Genomic DNA, 15289 nt, shown 5'->3' with positions numbered 1-15289 from the left:
CGGGCCTGGCCCGGCCCGCATCACATATTGGGGTAGTTGGGGCCGCCGCCGCCCTCCGGTGCCACCCAGGTGATGTTCTGTGCCGGGTCCTTGATGTCGCAGGTCTTGCAGTGGATGCAGTTCTGGAAGTTGATCTGGAACCGCGGGCCGTCGCTCTCCTCGACCACCTCGTAGACGCCGACCGGGCAGTAGCGCTGTGCCGGCTCGGCGTATTCGGGCAGATTCTTGTCGATGGGAATGCTGGGGTCCGTCAGGCGCAGATGGCAGGGCTGATCCTCGTCGTGATTGGTGTTGGAGAGGAACACCGAGGAGGGCTTGTCGAAGGAGAGCTTGCCATCCGGCTTGGGGTAGTCGATGCGAGTGGCCTCGGTGGCGGGGGTGAGGCGGTAGTCCGGCGTGGTGTCGTGCAGCGTGGGCAGCTTGCCGCCCCCGAGCAGTTGATCGACGAAGTAGTAGGCACCGCCCCCGAGGGTACCGTAGCGATGGACCGCCGGGCCGAAACTCCGGCTGGCCTGCAGCTCCTGCCACGCCCAGCTCGACTCCCACGCCTGGGTGAAGGCGGTGAGTTCGCGGCCGCCGGCATCATCCTCGGCGAGGGCCTCGAACACGCTCTCGGCGGCGACCAGACCGGACTTCATCGCCGTGTGGATGCCCTTGATCTTGGCGAAGTTAAGCGTGCCGGCGTCACAGCCGAGCAGCAGCGCCCCGGGCATGGTCATCTTGGGCAGGCAGTTGGCACCGCCCTTGGCGATCGCCCGCGCGCCGTAGGCGACCCGCTTGCCGCCCTCCAGGTAGCGCTTGAGCTGCGGGTGGTGCTTGAGACGCTGGAACTCGTCGAACGGCGACAGATAGGGGTTGCGATAGCTCAGGTCGACGATCAGCCCCACCATTACCTGGTTGTCGTCGCCATGGTAGAGGAACCAGCCGCCGTGGCCGTCGCCGCCGGCCGCCTTGTCGGTGAGCGGCCACCCGGAGCCGTGCACCACCAGGCCCGGCTCGTGCTGCTCGGCGGGCACGTCCCACAGCTCCTTGAAGCCGATGGCATAGTGCTGCGGGTCGCGGCCGGCGGCGAGATCGAAGCGCTCGATCAGGCGCTTGCCGATATGACCGCGTGCGCCTTCGCAGAACAGCGTGTACTTGGCGCGCAGTTCCATGCCCGGCATGTAGTTGGCGGTCTCGCTGCCGTCAGCGGCCACGCCCATGTCACCGGTGATGATGCCGCGCACGATGCCATCGTCGTCGACCAGCGCCTCCTGGGCGGCGAAACCGGGGAAGATCTCCACCCCCAGGGCCTCCGCCTGCTCACCCAGCCAGCGGCACAGGTTGCCGGCGCTGATGATGTAGTTCTGGGTATCATGACCCACGTTGTGCAGGCTCTTGGGCACCAGCGCGCCGGGCAGCTTCTGCGCCTTTTCCGCGTCCTTGAGCAGATAGAGATCGTCACGCGTGACCGCGGTCTTCAGCGGTGCGCCGCGTTCGGCCCAGTCGGGGAAGAGCTCGGCCAGGGCGCGCGGCTCGAGCACGGCACCGGAAAGGATGTGGGCGCCGACCTCGGAGCCTTTCTCGACCACGCACACGGAAAGTTCGCGCTCCGCTGCCTGGGCCTGCTGCATCAGTCGGCACGCCGCCGCCAGTCCGCTCGGACCCGCACCGACGATGACGACATCGAAATCCATGGATTCGCGTTCCAAACCGGTTCCTCCTTGCTAGCGCTACGGTATTGTCGGCCCGGCCTTTGCCCCGGCCGCGACCTGTTATAGGGGGGCTGCCCGCGCGCCTCGATGTTATGACGTCGCGCGCTTTGCTTATGCCAAGGCGCGGCTTCGGGCCGCGCTCGATAATGGGCTATCATCGCACTTTTCCGCCGTCGTTGTCCCTGATCCGGCCCCGCCGCCGCGGGATGGGACCACTGGCGGATTGACCCCGGCCACGTTTGACGCGAGTCTGTTGCGCGTCAATCGGTTCGGCGGAAGTATCGCGCGTTCGCGTGATGGTGAGGTTTTGTCTGTAGCCCTGTCAGTGCGCGCTTCCGCCCTCTTGCCGATCTTTTCTTCAGCCTGCGAGGACATCCATGAAAGTACTCGTCGCGGTCAAACGCGTCATCGACTACAACGTCAAGATCCGCGTCAAACCGGATCACTCCGATGTCGATCTGACCAACGTCAAGATGGCCATGAACCCGTTCTGCGAGATCGCCGTCGAAGAGGCGGTGCGACTCAAGGAGCAGGGCGTGGCGAGCGAGATCGTCGCGGTCACCGTCGGTCCCAAGGCCGCGCAGGAGCAGCTGCGCACGGCGCTGGCGCTGGGTGCCGATCGCGCCATTCACGTCGAGACCGAGGCGCGGGTCGAGTCGCTGGCCGTGGCCAAGCTGCTCAAGGCGGTGGTCGACGAGGAGCAGCCGGATCTGGTGATCCTGGGCAAGCAGGCGATCGACACCGACAACAACCAGACCGGCCAGATGCTGGCGGCACTCTCCGGCATGCCCCAGGCCACCTTCGCCTCTGCGGTCACTCTCGACAACGGCGAACTCCACGTCACCCGCGAGATCGACGGCGGCCTGCAGACGGTGGCGCTGACGCTGCCGGCAGTGGTCACCACCGATCTGCGTCTCAACGAGCCGCGCTACGCCAAGCTGCCCGACATCATGAAGGCCAAGAAGAAACCGCTCGAGAGCAAGACGCCGGAAGCGCTGGGCGTCAGCGTCGAGAGTGGGCTCAAGCTGCTCGGGGTCGAGACCCCGGCCGAGCGCAAGGGTGGTGTGAAGGTCGGCTCGGTGGATGAGCTGGTGGAGAAACTCAAGACCGAAGCGAAAGTGCTTTGAAGGGAGCGGCAGGCATGAGCATTCTGATTCTCGCCGAACAGCATGATGGCGAACTGGCGGCGGGCACGGCGCATGTGGTCGCCGCGGCACGGGCGATCGGTGGCGATATCGACGTGCTGGTGGCCGGCGAAGGGGTCGACGCCGTGGCCCAGGCCGCTGCCGGCCTCGACGGTGTGAGCCGGGTGCGGGTGGCCGACGACGCGGTCTATGCGCATCAGCTGGCAGAGCCGCTGGCGGCGCTGCTGGTGGCACTGGCGGATGACTACACCCATGTGCTGGCGGCCTCCAGTACCACCGGCAAGAACGTGCTGCCGCGTCTGGCGGCGCTGCGCGACGTGGCCCAGATCTCCGACATCCTCGAGGTCGTCAGCGACGACACCTTCAAGCGGCCGATCTATGCCGGCAACGCCATTGCTACGGTGCAGTCGAGCGATCCGCTCAAGGTGATCACGGTTCGTACCACCGCGTTCGACGCCGTGGCGGACGGCGGCAGTGCCGCCATCGAACCCGTCGCCGCCGACGTGAGCAATGCCAGCAGCCGGTTCATCGGTGAAGAGCTGGCCCAGAGCGATCGCCCTGAGCTGGGCAGCGCCAAGATCGTCATCTCCGGCGGCCGCGGCATGGGCAGCGGCGACAACTTCAAGCTGCTCGAAGGGATCGCCGACAAGTTGGGCGCTGCCATCGGTGCCTCCCGGGCGGCGGTCGACGCCGGTTTCGTGCCCAACGACATGCAGGTGGGGCAGACCGGCAAGATCGTCGCGCCGGAGCTCTACATCGCGGTGGGTATCAGCGGTGCGATCCAGCACCTGGCCGGGATGAAGGACTCCAAGGTGATCGTGGCGATCAACAAGGACGAAGATGCGCCGATCTTCCAGGTCGCCGACTATGGTCTGGTCGGCGATCTGTTCGAGATCCTGCCGGCGCTGGAGCAGAAGCTGTAACCCGCGCCTCGTCTCGATCCGAGCCGGCGCCCCAGGGCGCCGGCTTTTTCATGCGCGTGATGTGGTCAGCGTAGATGGCCGAAGTGCGCCGCTGCCGAGTGGCATGCGAGGTCGGACGCCAGGGAAGACCATCAGTGGGATGACTTGGCATCCTCCGGCAGCAGTTCTCTTGCCATCTCCATGGCTTGTTCACGTGAAGCCGCGAGCAGTAGCGGGTAGCCCCAGAACTTGGGAAAAACGGCGGCAAACGGCTTGAAGCCAAGGCGTTTTGCCGAGCTGGGTTCGATCAGAATCATGGCCAGTACCAGCCTGCGTAATTCGGCCTTGTGCTGTTTCATCCAGAGCGCAGTGCGTTTCTTCTCTTCCGGGGAGTGTTCGTGCTCTTCCGTCGGTGCGCTATCGCTCAATAGTACGAAGGGTTTGCCGCGCTGCAGATTGGCCTCGAATTCGGCGAAGTCCTCCTGGTGATCATGTCCGGGCTCCTGCGTAAAACGCATCCAGACCAGGGGGAAGTCAGAACTATCCATCGACATGGCTGGCTCCTTGGCTTTTGAGGCCGCGCCAGGTATTCGCAATGGCGAACACGCCTGGCAAGGTAATGAAGAAAACGGCTGAGAAGGCGATGTACCAACCGTCGCGCAATCCGTCGGCGATCCCGCCGAAGGTATTCAGTACGACCATCGCGGTGCCTAGGATCAGCGCCGCCCACTGCGCCCTGCGGGTTCCGATCAGCGCGAGCAGCACCGTGACGATCCAAGACCCATAGAACGCGCAAAACACCCACAGGACGTCTGGCTCGAAGGTGATCGCCGGAGTCGCTCCCTCTGCTCTTACCCAGTCGTTGACGTAGAAGAACAGCTGAAAGGTGACAAAGAGCACGGCACCTACGGCAGTGGTCAGCCAGAACAGGGCCATCTTGTTCGGGTTGTTCGTGGCCAGCGCTTGTGGCCGGCTCAAAGGGGAGTGAAGGGACATGAGGTCTCTCTCGATAATCGATGGTTGGCTATCCGCGGATAGCCGCGGCTGAAACGTTCGCCAGTCGGTAGATCAGTAGCGGTAGTCCAGCGTCACCATCACATTGCGTGGCGCGCCATATCCCACGGTGTCGAAATCGCCTTTCTGTAGCGCGTACTTCTTGTCGAATACGTTATTGACGTTGACGGCCACGTCGGTGTGCTGGGTGATGGCGTAACGCCCCATCAGTGATACCAGTGCGTAGGAGCCCTGTTCCCCGCCCAATGAGCTGGTGCCGGTGTTGGCCGCCTGGTAGAAGCGGCTTTGCCACTTGACGCCGCCGCCGAGCGTCAACGGGTGCCACGCGCCGGGCAGCTGGTAGGTGGTGAAAAGCTGGGCCGTGGTCCGCGGGAGCTGCGAATTCAAACGCTCGCCATTGCCATCCTGTGCGGTGAAGTGGGCAATACCCGCGTAGAGGTTCCAGCCAGGCCTCAGTTCGCCCTGGAGATCCAGCTCGATCCCGCGGGATTTCGTCCCATCGGCGCCGGTATAGGCCTGGCTGCCGCCTGGCGTGTAGGTACCGGCGACCTGCTGTGCCGCGTTGTCCAGCTTGGTCTCGAACAGGGCCACCGACGCATTCAGGCGCCCCTCGAGGTAAGCACCTTTGAGGCCGATTTCTGTGGTTTTCCCCTTGGACGGCGTGAGTACGTTGCCGTTGCTGTCCCGATAGTCGGTTTGCGGATTGAATAGGCGCGTGTAGCTCAGGTAGGTCGAATAGGTCTCGTCGATGTCGTAGACCAGGCCGGCATAGGGGGTGAATTCAGCGTTTTTTTCGTAGTGCAACGACATACCGTTGACGCTGTCGTCGATGTCGTAGTGGCTGAATCGACCGCCGATGATGAGTGTCAGGGGATCGGCCAGCGACAACCGGGCAGCGCTATAGACACCGCTCTGCTTGATGCGGGTGTGTTTCGGTATCGCAGCCATGGCATCGAAGTCAGGGCGGGGGAAGGCGGGGCTCAGGGTATAGACATTGACCGGTGCGGTGCCGGCATAGAAGGGCGCAATGTCCTTACCGCTGGACGTGCGGCGGGAACTCGTCGCTCCGATCACCAGTTCGTGCTGGCGGCCCAACAGGTCGAAGGGGCCGTTTGCCATGACGTCTAAGGTGTTTTGACGGCTGTGTCCTTCGGATGCCAGCGCAGCCGGATAGGCGCCGTTGGGAAAGGTGCCCAGTCCCGTGGTGCGATCGGGGCGGCCGATCAGGCCGAGCAGTTCGGCATCCTGTTCTGTACGGTACTGGTTGGCGATGGCACGGAGGTTCCAACCGTTGTCGAAGCGATGCTCGATCTCGGCAAACGCCGTCTTGTGGGTGTTGTCCCAGTGGCTCCACTCCTGCGCGTAGTTCTTGCCGCGAGAGTACGCTGCCTGCGTACCGTCGCTGAACCATAGCGGTAGACCGCCCCAGGTGGAGCCTTTCGGCGTGATGTCCTGGTAGGCATAACCCAGACTCAGCGTCGTCTCTTCGTTCAGGTCCGCCTCGATGATGCCGTAGAAGCCTTGCCTCTTCGGCTTGTAACCGTCGAGGTAGGCGTGCCCGTCCTGATATGTCCCCACCACGCGGGCGCGAACACGGCCGTCCTCGGTCAACGGCGTCGAGATGTCGGCCATGCCGCGATGGGTATCCCAGCTGCCCGCCCCGAGCGAGGCAGATGCCGAGAAGTCACGGGTCGGTCGTTTGCGCACCAGGTTGATGGCGGCGGAGGGGTTGCCGGTGCCGGTCAGCAGGCCGGAGCCGCCCCGCACGACCTCGACACGATCATAGAACGCGGTATCGATAGAGCCGATGCCGCTGCCGTTGACGATACCACCGACCTCGGTGGGGATACCGTCGTACTGCACGTTGTTGATCAGGAAGCCACGGGAATAGAAACTCGAGCGTTCGCTGTCGGACTGGTAAGACTCGATGCCCGTGGTGTTCTCCAGCACCTCCTGCACTGAATTCAACTGCTGATCATCCATGCGCTGGCGCGTGATCACCGTCACCGCCTGGGGCGTTTGCCGCAGGGAGAGCGGCAGGTGCGTCGCCGCCGCTGTCTCGCCGGTGGTGTAGGCGCCGGTGCCCTCGGTGGTCGCCATATCCCTGCGGCCCTGGATGGTGATGTCCGGCAAGCTCATCTCCGCTCGAGACGTTTTTCCCGACTTGGGTGGGGGCTGCCCTGATTCGGCAGCGAGGGCGCCCTGCGCGCTGATGAGGGCTGCGGCAGCCACCGCCGAGCCCAGCGCGGTGCGGGGCATGCGCCAGGTGGCGCTCTTGTACGGCCCTGCCTGATGAGGATGAGCGGCGGGCTCTGGGTGCCTATCGGTTGGCCAGCGGGAGGGGGCAGCAGGTGTGAACGAAGGCATCAATAAGTCTCATTTGCATTTGGGTGCCGTATTTAACAATGGAGTCAGAGCGGAGTCATGGCGAAACCCGGCCAGATTGTTATTCAGTCAGGCCAAATGTAATGAGCGTTAACAGAATGGCCGTCATGAAAAATAGTCTGGCTGATTTTCGTCATTCCGTATCGGGGGGCGTGGCGTCAGGGAGCACGATGCCGGGCGTGGAGGCCCTTGCCGCGCCGCTCAGGCGATCCGAGAGGTAGCGTGCCGGCGGCTTGCCCACCGCCTTGCGGAACATGGTGACGAAGCCGCTGGCGTTTTCATATCCCAGCTCCATCGCCACACGTTGCACGCTTTCCCCGCGGGTCAAACGTTGAAGCGCGAGAATGACATGCAGCTGCCGACGCCAGCGCCCGAAACTCATGCCAATGTCGTGCAGCAGAAGACGGCTCATGCTGCGTTCGCTCATGCCGATTCGCGTCGCCCAATCGGCCTTGGCGGTTTTGTTCGTGGGGTCGGCCAGCAGCATTCCCGTGAGGCGGCGCAATCGAGGGTCACGAGGCATGGGTAGATGCAGGTCTTCCACCGGTGCCGCCACCAGCTCATCGAGCAGGGCGGCAATCAGCCGCTCTTCCCGCCCCCCCGGTGGGTAAAGCGCGGGAAAACCGGCCGCCCTGAGTAGCAGCTCGCGCAGTAGTGGCGATACCGAAATCGTGCAGCAGGTCGTCGGCAGGTCCGGGGTCGCGCCAGGCTCGACGAACAGGCAGTAGCACTCCGTTTCACCTGCCCCGCGTGCCGAATGGGGCAGGTCTCCGGGTATCCAGATGGCGCACTGCGGCGGCACGATCCAGACGCCGTCTTCGACTTCGCAGTTGAGGATGCCGCGCGCCGAGTAAATGAGCTGTGCCTTGCGGTGCTGATGCCGCGAATTTTCCCAGTCCGCTGATACCGACTTGGCACTCAGGGCCACAACGGCCCGCGATAGGCTGTCGACATCCCACGCTACGCTGAGGTCGGTGATGGTCATGCTCGACATGATGGGTAGAGACCTGGATGGCAGAGGAGGCGTTGGCCTGACTGAAAAATATCATGAGCAACTTGTGCAATGACGTCCAGCCATGACGCAGTCAGGGGAGGATTGATCATCTCGGCCCTCCTTGAGCGCTGAGCCAGGCGTCTCCTGAGCGGCAGAGGCGCTCTTTATGCCGCTCCCCAAGTCTGGCGTACGCAGGTCCCATGGACTGGTGGAGCCGGTGTGCGACGGGCGGGCGGCGTGGTCTGGATTCTGATTGATAATTGTTCTTGTTTGTACTAGGTTGTCGTCTCACTTTTCGCTGCCTTTGTCCCGCCCCAGGGGATCTGGCGGTGGCCGTCATGGCTTCAGGTCCATTCCCACGGCTTCAGGCCCATTCGCAAGGAGATAGCGTGGTGTTTCATTCCCCGCGGAAACGAAGCCACCGCCGTGTCACGGCGCTCTGCTTCGTCGCCGCGAGTCTCGCCGGCTTGGCCGCTCAGGCCCAGGCTCAGGACTCGCTCAGTCAGGCCAGCATCGAGGCACAGCAGACCCAGGCCGCGCTGCAGCGGCGTATCGACAGTGCCGACGACGCCACCCGCGAGGCCCTCGAGCGGCTGCGTCGCGCCACGCTTCAGGCGGATCGCCTGGAGAGCTACAACGCCGAGCTGGCGCCGGTGGTCGCGGATCAGGCCCGGCGCATCAAGGCGCAGCAACAGGCGTTGGCGCAGATCTCGACCACGCGGGAAGCGCTGCCGGGCGAGATGCGCGAGATGGTCGAGCAGCTGCGCGGGATGATCGAGGCCGACATGCCGTTTCTGCGTCAGGAGCGCCTGGCGCGAGTCGATACCCTCGAGCAGATGCTCGCCAGCGATGAAACCTCACAGGCCGGGAAGCTGCAGAAGATCTTTTCGGTGTGGCGCACCGAGCTCGACTACGGTCGCCAGATGGACCAGTGGAGCGGCCCGCTGACGGGCGAGCGCGCGCCGGATGCGAAGGCCGGCAGCGACTATGCGCGCCAGGTCGACTACCTGCGGGTGGGGCGCACCGGTTTCTATTACGTCACTCCCGATGGCCACGCCGGTGGCGTATGGAAGGTTGCGAGCCAGCGCTGGGAGCCCCTCGATCGGGGCCAGATCGACGAGGTTCGCCGGGGGATTCGTATCGCCCGCGACCAGGCTGCGCCGGCGCTGCTGGCGTTGCCGGCCTCTATCAGTGTGGTGCCCGGGCAGTCGCCGACGACGGCCGATGACAAGACGGCGGCGGGCACTTCCCGGGCAGATGCGCCCCAGGCGGATGTCCCGGCGCCAGAACAGGAACAGGAGTCGGCGTCATGACCATGGATACGCTCATGGCACGGGGACGGGCGGCGCTGGCCGCGCTGGTTCTGGCGGTGTTGATGGTGCCCCAGGCTCAGGCCCAGGAGTCGACACCCGTCCAGACCCAGGAGGCTCCCAAGAGCCAGGACAAGGCGGAGGCGCCGAATACGCTGCAGCAGGTGCTGGCGCGCTTCCAGGCCGACAGTCGTGAGGCCGAGGCGCGGGACGATGCGCGCCTGGCCGCGCTGGTGGATGACCGCCAGAAGCTTGAAGCCGCGGTAGCGGACGCCGAAAAACGTCTGTCGGCGGCCCAGGCAAAGCGCGAAAAACTGGAACAGCGCCAGCGCGAGCAGCGCCAGACGCTGGCCGCGTTGAATCAGCAGCGTGGCGGCGATGCAGCCGATATCGAAGCGGTGTCGCAGGTGATCAAGCAGCAGGCCGGCGAGCTGCGTGATGCCCTCAGCGACAGCTGGCTGACGCTGGGTGGCGCGGCGCAGCTGCCGCCGCGGCTGGACGATCGCGGGTTGATCGATATCGATACCCTCGACCGGCTGCGCGGCGATCTCGCTGCGCTGATCGCGGAGAGTGCCCGCGGCGTGAGCTTCCAGGCACCGGTGGCGGCGGCCGACGGCGATGTCCAGGTGCGTCCGGTGGTGCGTCTGGGTGACAGCGTGGCCTTCAGCCAAGGCGATCTGCTGGCGCGTAATACCGATGCCAAGCTGCCGCTCGATGTCTTCCCGCATACCCCCGGATATGTCCGATCGGCGCTGCGCGACTTTCAGGCCGGGCAGGGCGAGCGCTTCTTCTTCGATCCCACCGATGGTGAGGTATTGCAGGCGATCGCGCAGCAGCCCAGCCTGTGGCAGCGGTTCCAGCAGGGGGGCTACGTCGGCTACGTGATCGTGGGGCTGGGGGCCATCGGCCTGCTGGTGGCGCTGGCGCAGTACGTCTACCTGCTCCAGGTGAGCGCGCGCATGCGGCGTCAGTTGCGCGACCCCGAGCGGCTGCGTGACGACAACCCCCTGGGGCGGGTGCTGGGGCGCTTCGGTGCGCTGGGCCCGAGCCAGGCTCCGGAGGCCCTGGAGGCGCGTCTCGATGAGGCGCTGCTGGCGGAGCAGCCGCGCCTGGAGCGGGGCCAGCCGATCGTCAAGCTGATCGCCGCGGTGGCACCGCTGCTGGGGCTACTGGGGACGGTCACCGGGATGATCATCACCTTCCAGTCGATCACCGTGTTCGGCACCGGCGATCCGCAGTTGATGGCCGGGGGGATCAGCCAGGCGCTGGTGACCACCGTGCTGGGTCTGATCACCGCGGTGCCGCTGCTGTTCGTCAATACCGCGCTGAGCAGCCGCAGTCGGCGGTTGGTCGGGCTGCTCGAGGGGCGAGCCAGTGCGGTCCTGGCCGAGCACCTGGAGGCCGCGGGCCAGGATCAGGAGAGCCATCGTGGCGTTCACGCTTGAACCGATCCGCTGGCTGATCGGCGCCGGCGGCGGAGTCCTGGTGGTGATCATGCTGGTTGCCATGGCGCTGTTCGCGCTGGCGCTGGAGCGTCTGATCTACTGGCGCGTCACCCACCGCCGTGCCCGCCGGGCGCTGATCGATGCCTGGATCCAGCGTTGCGACCACGTCAGTTGGAGCGCGCTCACCCTGCGTGAGGTGTGGACCCGTGAACTGCTGGCGCGCCTGCGCCAGCCGTTGCCGTGGCTCAAGCTGCTGGTGGCGGTGTGTCCGCTGCTGGGACTGCTGGGCACCGTGACCGGGATGATCCAGGTGTTCGACAGTCTTTCGCTCAGCGATAGCGGTCAGGCGCGGGCGATGGCCGACGGCGTTGCCCGCGCTACGCTGCCCACCCTGGTGGGCATGGCCGTGGCCGTGGTCGGGCTGCTGTTCGTGTCCCGACTGGAACAGATCATTCGGCGCGAGGATCAGCGACTGCACGATCGCATGGCCCGCGCGGTGGAGGATGCCCATGCGTAGACGGCGCCTGCGGGAAGCGAGCGACGATACCACCGGGATCGATCTGACCCCGATGCTGGATGTCGTCTTCATCATGCTGATCTTCTTTATCGTGACCACCAGCTTCATCAAGGAGAGCGGGGTGGAGATCGAGCGGCCGCAGTCGAGCGAGGCGACCGCACGCCCCGATACCCAGGTGCTGGTGGCGATCACCCAGGATGGCGCGGTCTGGGTCGACGGTGAGGCGGTCGATGCGCATCGGGTCGGCGCCAAGGTCGCCGCGCTGGTCTCCGGCAACGGTAGCGTGGTGGTTCAGGCCGATCGCCGCTCGACCACCGGACTGCTGCTCGAGGTGATGGATCGGATTCGCCAGGCCGGGGTCGACAACGTCGCCGTGGCGGCCAACCGGGATGCCGGCTGATGCGTAGGGTGGTAGGCGTGGTTGCCGGTGCTGCGCTGGCGCTGGTGCTGTTCTATTTGCTGGCACTGCTGGTGGCGCCGCCGGCACCGGACAACCAGGAGATCGTCAGCGCGGCGCCGATCGCCATGGTCGAGGCGCCGCAGCAGGCGCAGACGGCGCCGACGTCGAGTGCCGCGCCGCCACCGCCACCGCCGGCCGCACCACCGCCGCCACCGGCGGCTGCACCGGCTCCGGCGCCGACGCCCAGTCCGATCGCGGTACCCGAGCCTCAGGTGGCGCAGACGCAGACCCCGGCGCCGACCCTGGACGCCTCGCTACCCGAGCTGAGCGAGGCGCGGCCGACGCCCCAGCCAAAGCCTCAACCCAAGCCAGCACCGCAACCTCAGCCTCAGCCGCGGCCCGAGCCGAGCCCGTCGCCGGCGCCCAGTAAGGCTCAGGCGCCATCTTCGCAGCCAGCGTCGAGCAAGGGCACCCAGGCCTCACCGCGGGACGTGGGGCAGCTGCAGCCGACCAGTCGGGTCAATCCGACCTATCCGGCGCGGGCGCGGCGGCGCGGTATGGAGGGCTATGTCGAGGTCAGCTTCGTCATCCAGCCCGATGGCCGCGTGGACGGTGGCAGCCTGCGGGTGATCGACGCCGAGCCGGCCAATGTGTTCGACCGCGCGGTGGAGGAGGCGGTTGCACGCTGGCGCTTCCCGCCGGCGGACGACGTGCGCCGCGCCACCCAGCGTATCGAGTTCAAACTGCAAGGGTGACCATGGACGCGCCAGAGATTGCCACCACGTTGCACAGTACTACCCGAGCTTTCACTGCCGGCAAGCGCCGAGCCGGCTCGCGCCGTCTTGGCGCTACCTTGCTGCTGGCGCTGCTGGTGGCCACGCCGGCGCTGGCGGAGGGGCCGGCCCTGCGCGCCAGCATGATTGCGTCGCTCAAGACGCTGCAGCAGCAGCTGGCGGCGGGCGACAACGCCGCGGTGGCGTCGCGTGCCGAGGCCGCTGCGGCGCGTCTCGAGGGCGGCAATGCCGCCGATCGCTGGGCCCGGGCTCTGTTTCTGCAACTGGAAGCCAGCGCCCTGGCCCGCCAGGGCGAGAGTGCGGTCGCGGCGGCACGCCTGGCCACGGCCCGCGGCATCGCTGAGGTCCCGGCGGCGCGGCGGCTGGCCTGGCTGCGCCAGGAGGCGCAGCTGCGCCTTGCGGCCGGCCAGCGCGAGCGCGGCGCCGATCTGCTCACGCGCTGGGTCGAGGCCAGCGGTGGCGACGCCGAGTCGCGCTGGTTGCTGGTGCGCACGCGTGCCGCCCTGGGCGAGTGGCAGGCGGCGGCCAACTCGCTCGATCGCCTGCGCGCATCGGGTAGCGCCGCCTGGAACGACGCTCAGCGCCAGCTTGCCAGCACGGTCTATCAGCAGAGCGGACGCTTCGACGACGCCTTGGCGCTGCTCGGCGACGCCGCTGACTCGCCGGAGGTGTGGCGGCGCGCTGCGGGCCTTGCCCAGCGTGCCGGCGACCCCGGGCGGGCGGCGGCGATCTGGGAGAGCGGCTGGCGCCGTGGCGTGCTGACTCAGCCGCAGGATCTGGTGCAGCTGGCCGAGCTGCATATCGCAGGGGGGACGCCGGCCCGCGCGGGGGAGTATCTGGCGCGCTGGCTGGATGCTGGCCAGCTGCCGCGCTCGACCCGGAACCTGCGCCTGGAGGCGCAGGCGTGGACCGCCGCACGCGAACACGCCAAGGCGCTGGCGGCGTGGCGCGCGCTGGCTACCCAGACCGGCAGTACGGCGGACTGGCGCCAGTTGGCCGAGACCGCCTACGGCTGGGGCGAGTGGCAGGTGGTGCTCGACGCGCTGGGTCAGATCGTGCCCGCCGACGAAGTTTCCCAGAGCGAAGTGGCCCAGAGCGAAGTGGCCCAGAGCGACGTGGCCCAGAAAAGGGGCAGTGGTGTCTCGTCGGCGCAGGCTGCCCAGGGGCGCGACTGGCTGCTGATGGGCGTCGCCGCGGCCCAGCTGGAGCGGCCGCAACTGGCACGCCGGGCGCTCGAGCGTGCGGCGGCGGCGGGGGAGGCCCAGGCCCAGCAGTGGCTGGAGTCACTGGGCTGAAGAGCGGTGGTCTGCCCCGGCTGGCTGAATCGGGTGTCGGCGGCCGCTGACCCGCGACGACGCCCCGCAAGCCGGGGCGTCGTCGTATCTGTCGTTGCCAATCAGGTCGACATCCACTCAGTCGAGATCGAAGTCGCTCCACACCGGAGCGTGGTCCGAGGGCTTCTCCATGCCGCGCAGCGCGTAGTCGATACCGGCGGCGCGGGTGGCCTCGGCCAGCGGCTCGGTGACCAGGATGTAGTCGATACGCAGACCGCGCTTGGGCTCGCGATCGAACCCCTTGGAGCGGTAGTCGAACCAGCTGAACAGCTCGCTGCTGTCGGGATGGCACAGGCGGTAGCTATCTTTCAGCCCCCACCCCTTGAGCCGTTCTAGCCATTCGCGCTCTTCCGGCTGAAAGCTGGTCTTGCCCTCGCGCAGCCAGCGCTTGCGGTTCTCCTCGCCGATACCGATGTCGATATCCTGCGGTGAAATATTGAAGTCGCCCATGATGGCAAGGCGCTCGGCGGGGTCGTGGCGCGTATCGAGTAGCGTGCTGAGCCCGGCGTAGAAGGCGCGCTTGTGCGGGAACTTGGTCGGGTGGGTGACGTTCTCGCCCTGGGGGAAGTAGCCGTTCCACACCGTCAGCGGGCGGCCGTCCGGCATTGCCAGCGTGGCACCGATCAGCCGCCGCTGGGCATCCTCGGGGTCGTCGGGCAAGCCGTAGTGGACCTGTTCCGGGCGCGCCTTGGTCATCAACGCGACGCCGTAGTGCCCCTTCTGGCCGTGGATGTGGACGTGATAGCCGAGGGCCTCGACCGCCTCGCGCGGGAATTCGCTATCCTGGACCTTGGTCTCCTGCAGCCCGATCACGTCCGGGGCATGGGTCTCCACCAGCGCTTCGAGCTGGTGCAGGCGGGCACGGATGCCATTGATGTTGAACGAGACCAGGCGCATCAGTCGGTATCCTCCTGGCTGGCATCGGATGTGTGCAGCGGCAGCGGCGCCACGCTCTGGCGCTTCAGCTTGCGCTCGGCCTGCGCCTTGCGCTGCTGATCCTTCTTGGCCACGTAGCGGCGCGACGAGGTGACCTCGTCGGGGTTGTCATGGCGCCAGCGGCGGTAATCCTTGCGCTTGCCAGTGCGGATGCTGACCTTGTCGGCCAGGGAGCGGGTCTTCTTTCTGCGAGTCATTCACGCGGCCTTTGCTAGCGGCGCCCACGGCCTGAGTGCCGGGGGCATTGTCGTCTCATGGCTCCATTCTAACAGGCGCCAAGGCGACTGACAGGCCGGGCTCGCCGCCCGGCTGGCGACGTCACGCACCCAGGCTGGTACACTAGGGGCTTGCCCGCGCCGACGCCGGGCCTCGGTGTGCCGCCAGCGGCGGTGCCGAGTGGCGGTGTCGGATCGAGCGCC

General features: G+C 66.5%; 15 protein-coding genes. 8 read left to right on the top strand and 7 right to left on the bottom strand.

Features of this window, described 5'->3' with window-relative positions; genetic code table 11:
• Positions 1–20 precede the first annotated feature (20 nt).
• Entirely contained in the window at positions 21–1676 is a 1656-nt protein-coding gene (locus DOM66_RS18650) for an electron transfer flavoprotein-ubiquinone oxidoreductase (protein ID WP_110676938.1), read from the bottom strand.
• Positions 1677–2071: 395 nt separating this feature from the next.
• Here DOM66_RS18650 and DOM66_RS18645 point away from each other — a divergent pair, with 395 nt between their 5' ends.
• Both DOM66_RS18645 and DOM66_RS18640 read left to right on the top strand, forming a co-directional pair.
• On the top strand, positions 2072–2821 hold the full coding sequence (locus tag DOM66_RS18645) for an electron transfer flavoprotein subunit beta/FixA family protein (protein ID WP_110691170.1): 750 nt from the start codon (positions 2072–2074) through the stop codon (positions 2819–2821).
• A 14-nt stretch (positions 2822–2835) separates the two neighbouring features.
• A complete protein-coding gene (locus tag DOM66_RS18640) occupies positions 2836–3762 on the top strand; it encodes an electron transfer flavoprotein subunit alpha/FixB family protein (RefSeq protein WP_110691169.1) in 927 nt (308 codons plus the stop codon).
• Positions 3763–3893: 131 nt separating this feature from the next.
• Here DOM66_RS18640 and DOM66_RS18635 read toward each other — a convergent pair whose 3' ends face one another.
• The 4 genes from DOM66_RS18635 to DOM66_RS18620 all read right to left on the bottom strand — a co-directional run bounded on the left by DOM66_RS18635 (position 3894) and on the right by DOM66_RS18620 (position 8134).
• Positions 3894–4295 (bottom strand): hypothetical protein, encoded by a 402-nt coding sequence (locus DOM66_RS18635; protein ID WP_110691168.1) that lies wholly within the window; start codon positions 4293–4295, stop codon positions 3894–3896.
• Positions 4282–4737 (bottom strand): hypothetical protein, encoded by a 456-nt coding sequence (locus DOM66_RS18630; protein WP_110691167.1) that lies wholly within the window; start codon positions 4735–4737, stop codon positions 4282–4284. Before DOM66_RS18630 ends, DOM66_RS18635 begins: the two co-directional genes overlap by 14 nt.
• Before the next feature lie 72 nt (positions 4738–4809).
• Positions 4810–6888: a TonB-dependent siderophore receptor gene (locus tag DOM66_RS18625; protein WP_223162080.1), complete on the bottom strand. Its 2079-nt coding sequence runs from the start codon at positions 6886–6888 to the stop codon at positions 4810–4812.
• Positions 6889–7273: 385 nt separating this feature from the next.
• The gene (locus DOM66_RS18620; protein ID WP_110691165.1) at positions 7274–8134 is read right to left on the bottom strand and encodes an AraC family transcriptional regulator; all 861 of its coding nucleotides are present in this window, start codon (positions 8132–8134) and stop codon (positions 7274–7276) included.
• 389 nt (positions 8135–8523) lie between these two features.
• On the opposite strand from DOM66_RS18620, the gene DOM66_RS18615 reads away from it, so the two are divergent.
• From DOM66_RS18615 to DOM66_RS18590, 6 genes are read left to right on the top strand one after another with little or no spacing between them, the layout of a single operon-like run.
• Complete coding sequence (locus DOM66_RS18615; protein WP_245392492.1) at positions 8524–9447, top strand: DUF3450 domain-containing protein; 924 nt, start codon at positions 8524–8526, stop codon at positions 9445–9447.
• Positions 9444–10889, top strand: coding sequence for a MotA/TolQ/ExbB proton channel family protein (locus DOM66_RS18610; protein WP_245392491.1), 1446 nt, complete (start codon positions 9444–9446; stop codon positions 10887–10889). Before DOM66_RS18615 ends, DOM66_RS18610 begins: the two co-directional genes overlap by 4 nt.
• A 49-nt stretch (positions 10890–10938) precedes the next feature.
• Positions 10939–11406, top strand: a complete 468-nt coding sequence (locus DOM66_RS18605; protein WP_110691188.1) for a MotA/TolQ/ExbB proton channel family protein — start codon at positions 10939–10941, stop codon at positions 11404–11406.
• Complete coding sequence (locus DOM66_RS18600; RefSeq protein WP_110676510.1) at positions 11399–11806, top strand: ExbD/TolR family protein; 408 nt, start codon at positions 11399–11401, stop codon at positions 11804–11806. Before DOM66_RS18605 ends, DOM66_RS18600 begins: the two co-directional genes overlap by 8 nt.
• A complete protein-coding gene (locus DOM66_RS18595) occupies positions 11806–12561 on the top strand; it encodes an energy transducer TonB (protein ID WP_110691164.1) in 756 nt (251 codons plus the stop codon). Before DOM66_RS18600 ends, DOM66_RS18595 begins: the two co-directional genes overlap by 1 nt.
• A 2-nt stretch (positions 12562–12563) precedes the next feature.
• Positions 12564–13895: a tetratricopeptide repeat protein gene (locus DOM66_RS18590; protein ID WP_245392490.1), complete on the top strand. Its 1332-nt coding sequence runs from the start codon at positions 12564–12566 to the stop codon at positions 13893–13895.
• 117 nt (positions 13896–14012) lie between these two features.
• On the opposite strand, the gene xthA is transcribed toward DOM66_RS18590, so the two are convergent.
• Together xthA and DOM66_RS18580 are read right to left on the bottom strand one after the other, a co-directional pair.
• Positions 14013–14831: an exodeoxyribonuclease III gene (gene xthA / locus DOM66_RS18585; RefSeq protein ID WP_110691162.1), complete on the bottom strand. Its 819-nt coding sequence runs from the start codon at positions 14829–14831 to the stop codon at positions 14013–14015.
• Positions 14831–15067, bottom strand: coding sequence for a hypothetical protein (locus DOM66_RS18580; protein ID WP_110676503.1), 237 nt, complete (start codon positions 15065–15067; stop codon positions 14831–14833). The genes xthA and DOM66_RS18580 overlap by 1 nt, the downstream gene beginning before the upstream one ends.
• Positions 15068–15289 lie beyond the last annotated feature (222 nt).

This window comes from Salinicola endophyticus (assembly GCF_003206575.1).
In the GTDB taxonomy this organism is placed as follows: domain Bacteria; phylum Pseudomonadota; class Gammaproteobacteria; order Pseudomonadales; family Halomonadaceae; genus Salinicola; species Salinicola endophyticus.
The sequence above is the reverse complement of the archived record's forward strand: the minus strand, read 5'-3'. Positions and strand labels throughout refer to the sequence as shown.

What these genes read in the sequence shown, in the direction of transcription:
- xthA (WP_110691162.1), bottom strand. Translation starts at nt 14,831, where the DNA reads ATGCGCCTGGTCTCGTTCAACATCAATGGCATCCGTGCCCGCCTGCAC.
- DOM66_RS18640 (WP_110691169.1), top strand. Translation starts at nt 2,836, where the DNA reads ATGAGCATTCTGATTCTCGCCGAACAGCATGATGGCGAACTGGCGGCG.
- DOM66_RS18630 (WP_110691167.1), bottom strand. Translation starts at nt 4,737, where the DNA reads ATGTCCCTTCACTCCCCTTTGAGCCGGCCACAAGCGCTGGCCACGAAC.
- DOM66_RS18595 (WP_110691164.1), top strand. Translation starts at nt 11,806, where the DNA reads ATGCGTAGGGTGGTAGGCGTGGTTGCCGGTGCTGCGCTGGCGCTGGTG.
- DOM66_RS18620 (WP_110691165.1), bottom strand. Translation starts at nt 8,134, where the DNA reads ATGTCGAGCATGACCATCACCGACCTCAGCGTAGCGTGGGATGTCGAC.
- DOM66_RS18600 (WP_110676510.1), top strand. Translation starts at nt 11,399, where the DNA reads ATGCGTAGACGGCGCCTGCGGGAAGCGAGCGACGATACCACCGGGATC.
- DOM66_RS18580 (WP_110676503.1), bottom strand. Translation starts at nt 15,067, where the DNA reads ATGACTCGCAGAAAGAAGACCCGCTCCCTGGCCGACAAGGTCAGCATC.
- DOM66_RS18590 (WP_245392490.1), top strand. Translation starts at nt 12,564, where the DNA reads ATGGACGCGCCAGAGATTGCCACCACGTTGCACAGTACTACCCGAGCT.
- DOM66_RS18635 (WP_110691168.1), bottom strand. Translation starts at nt 4,295, where the DNA reads ATGTCGATGGATAGTTCTGACTTCCCCCTGGTCTGGATGCGTTTTACG.
- DOM66_RS18645 (WP_110691170.1), top strand. Translation starts at nt 2,072, where the DNA reads ATGAAAGTACTCGTCGCGGTCAAACGCGTCATCGACTACAACGTCAAG.
- DOM66_RS18610 (WP_245392491.1), top strand. Translation starts at nt 9,444, where the DNA reads ATGACCATGGATACGCTCATGGCACGGGGACGGGCGGCGCTGGCCGCG.
- DOM66_RS18650 (WP_110676938.1), bottom strand. Translation starts at nt 1,676, where the DNA reads ATGGATTTCGATGTCGTCATCGTCGGTGCGGGTCCGAGCGGACTGGCG.
- DOM66_RS18605 (WP_110691188.1), top strand. Translation starts at nt 10,939, where the DNA reads ATGCTGGTTGCCATGGCGCTGTTCGCGCTGGCGCTGGAGCGTCTGATC.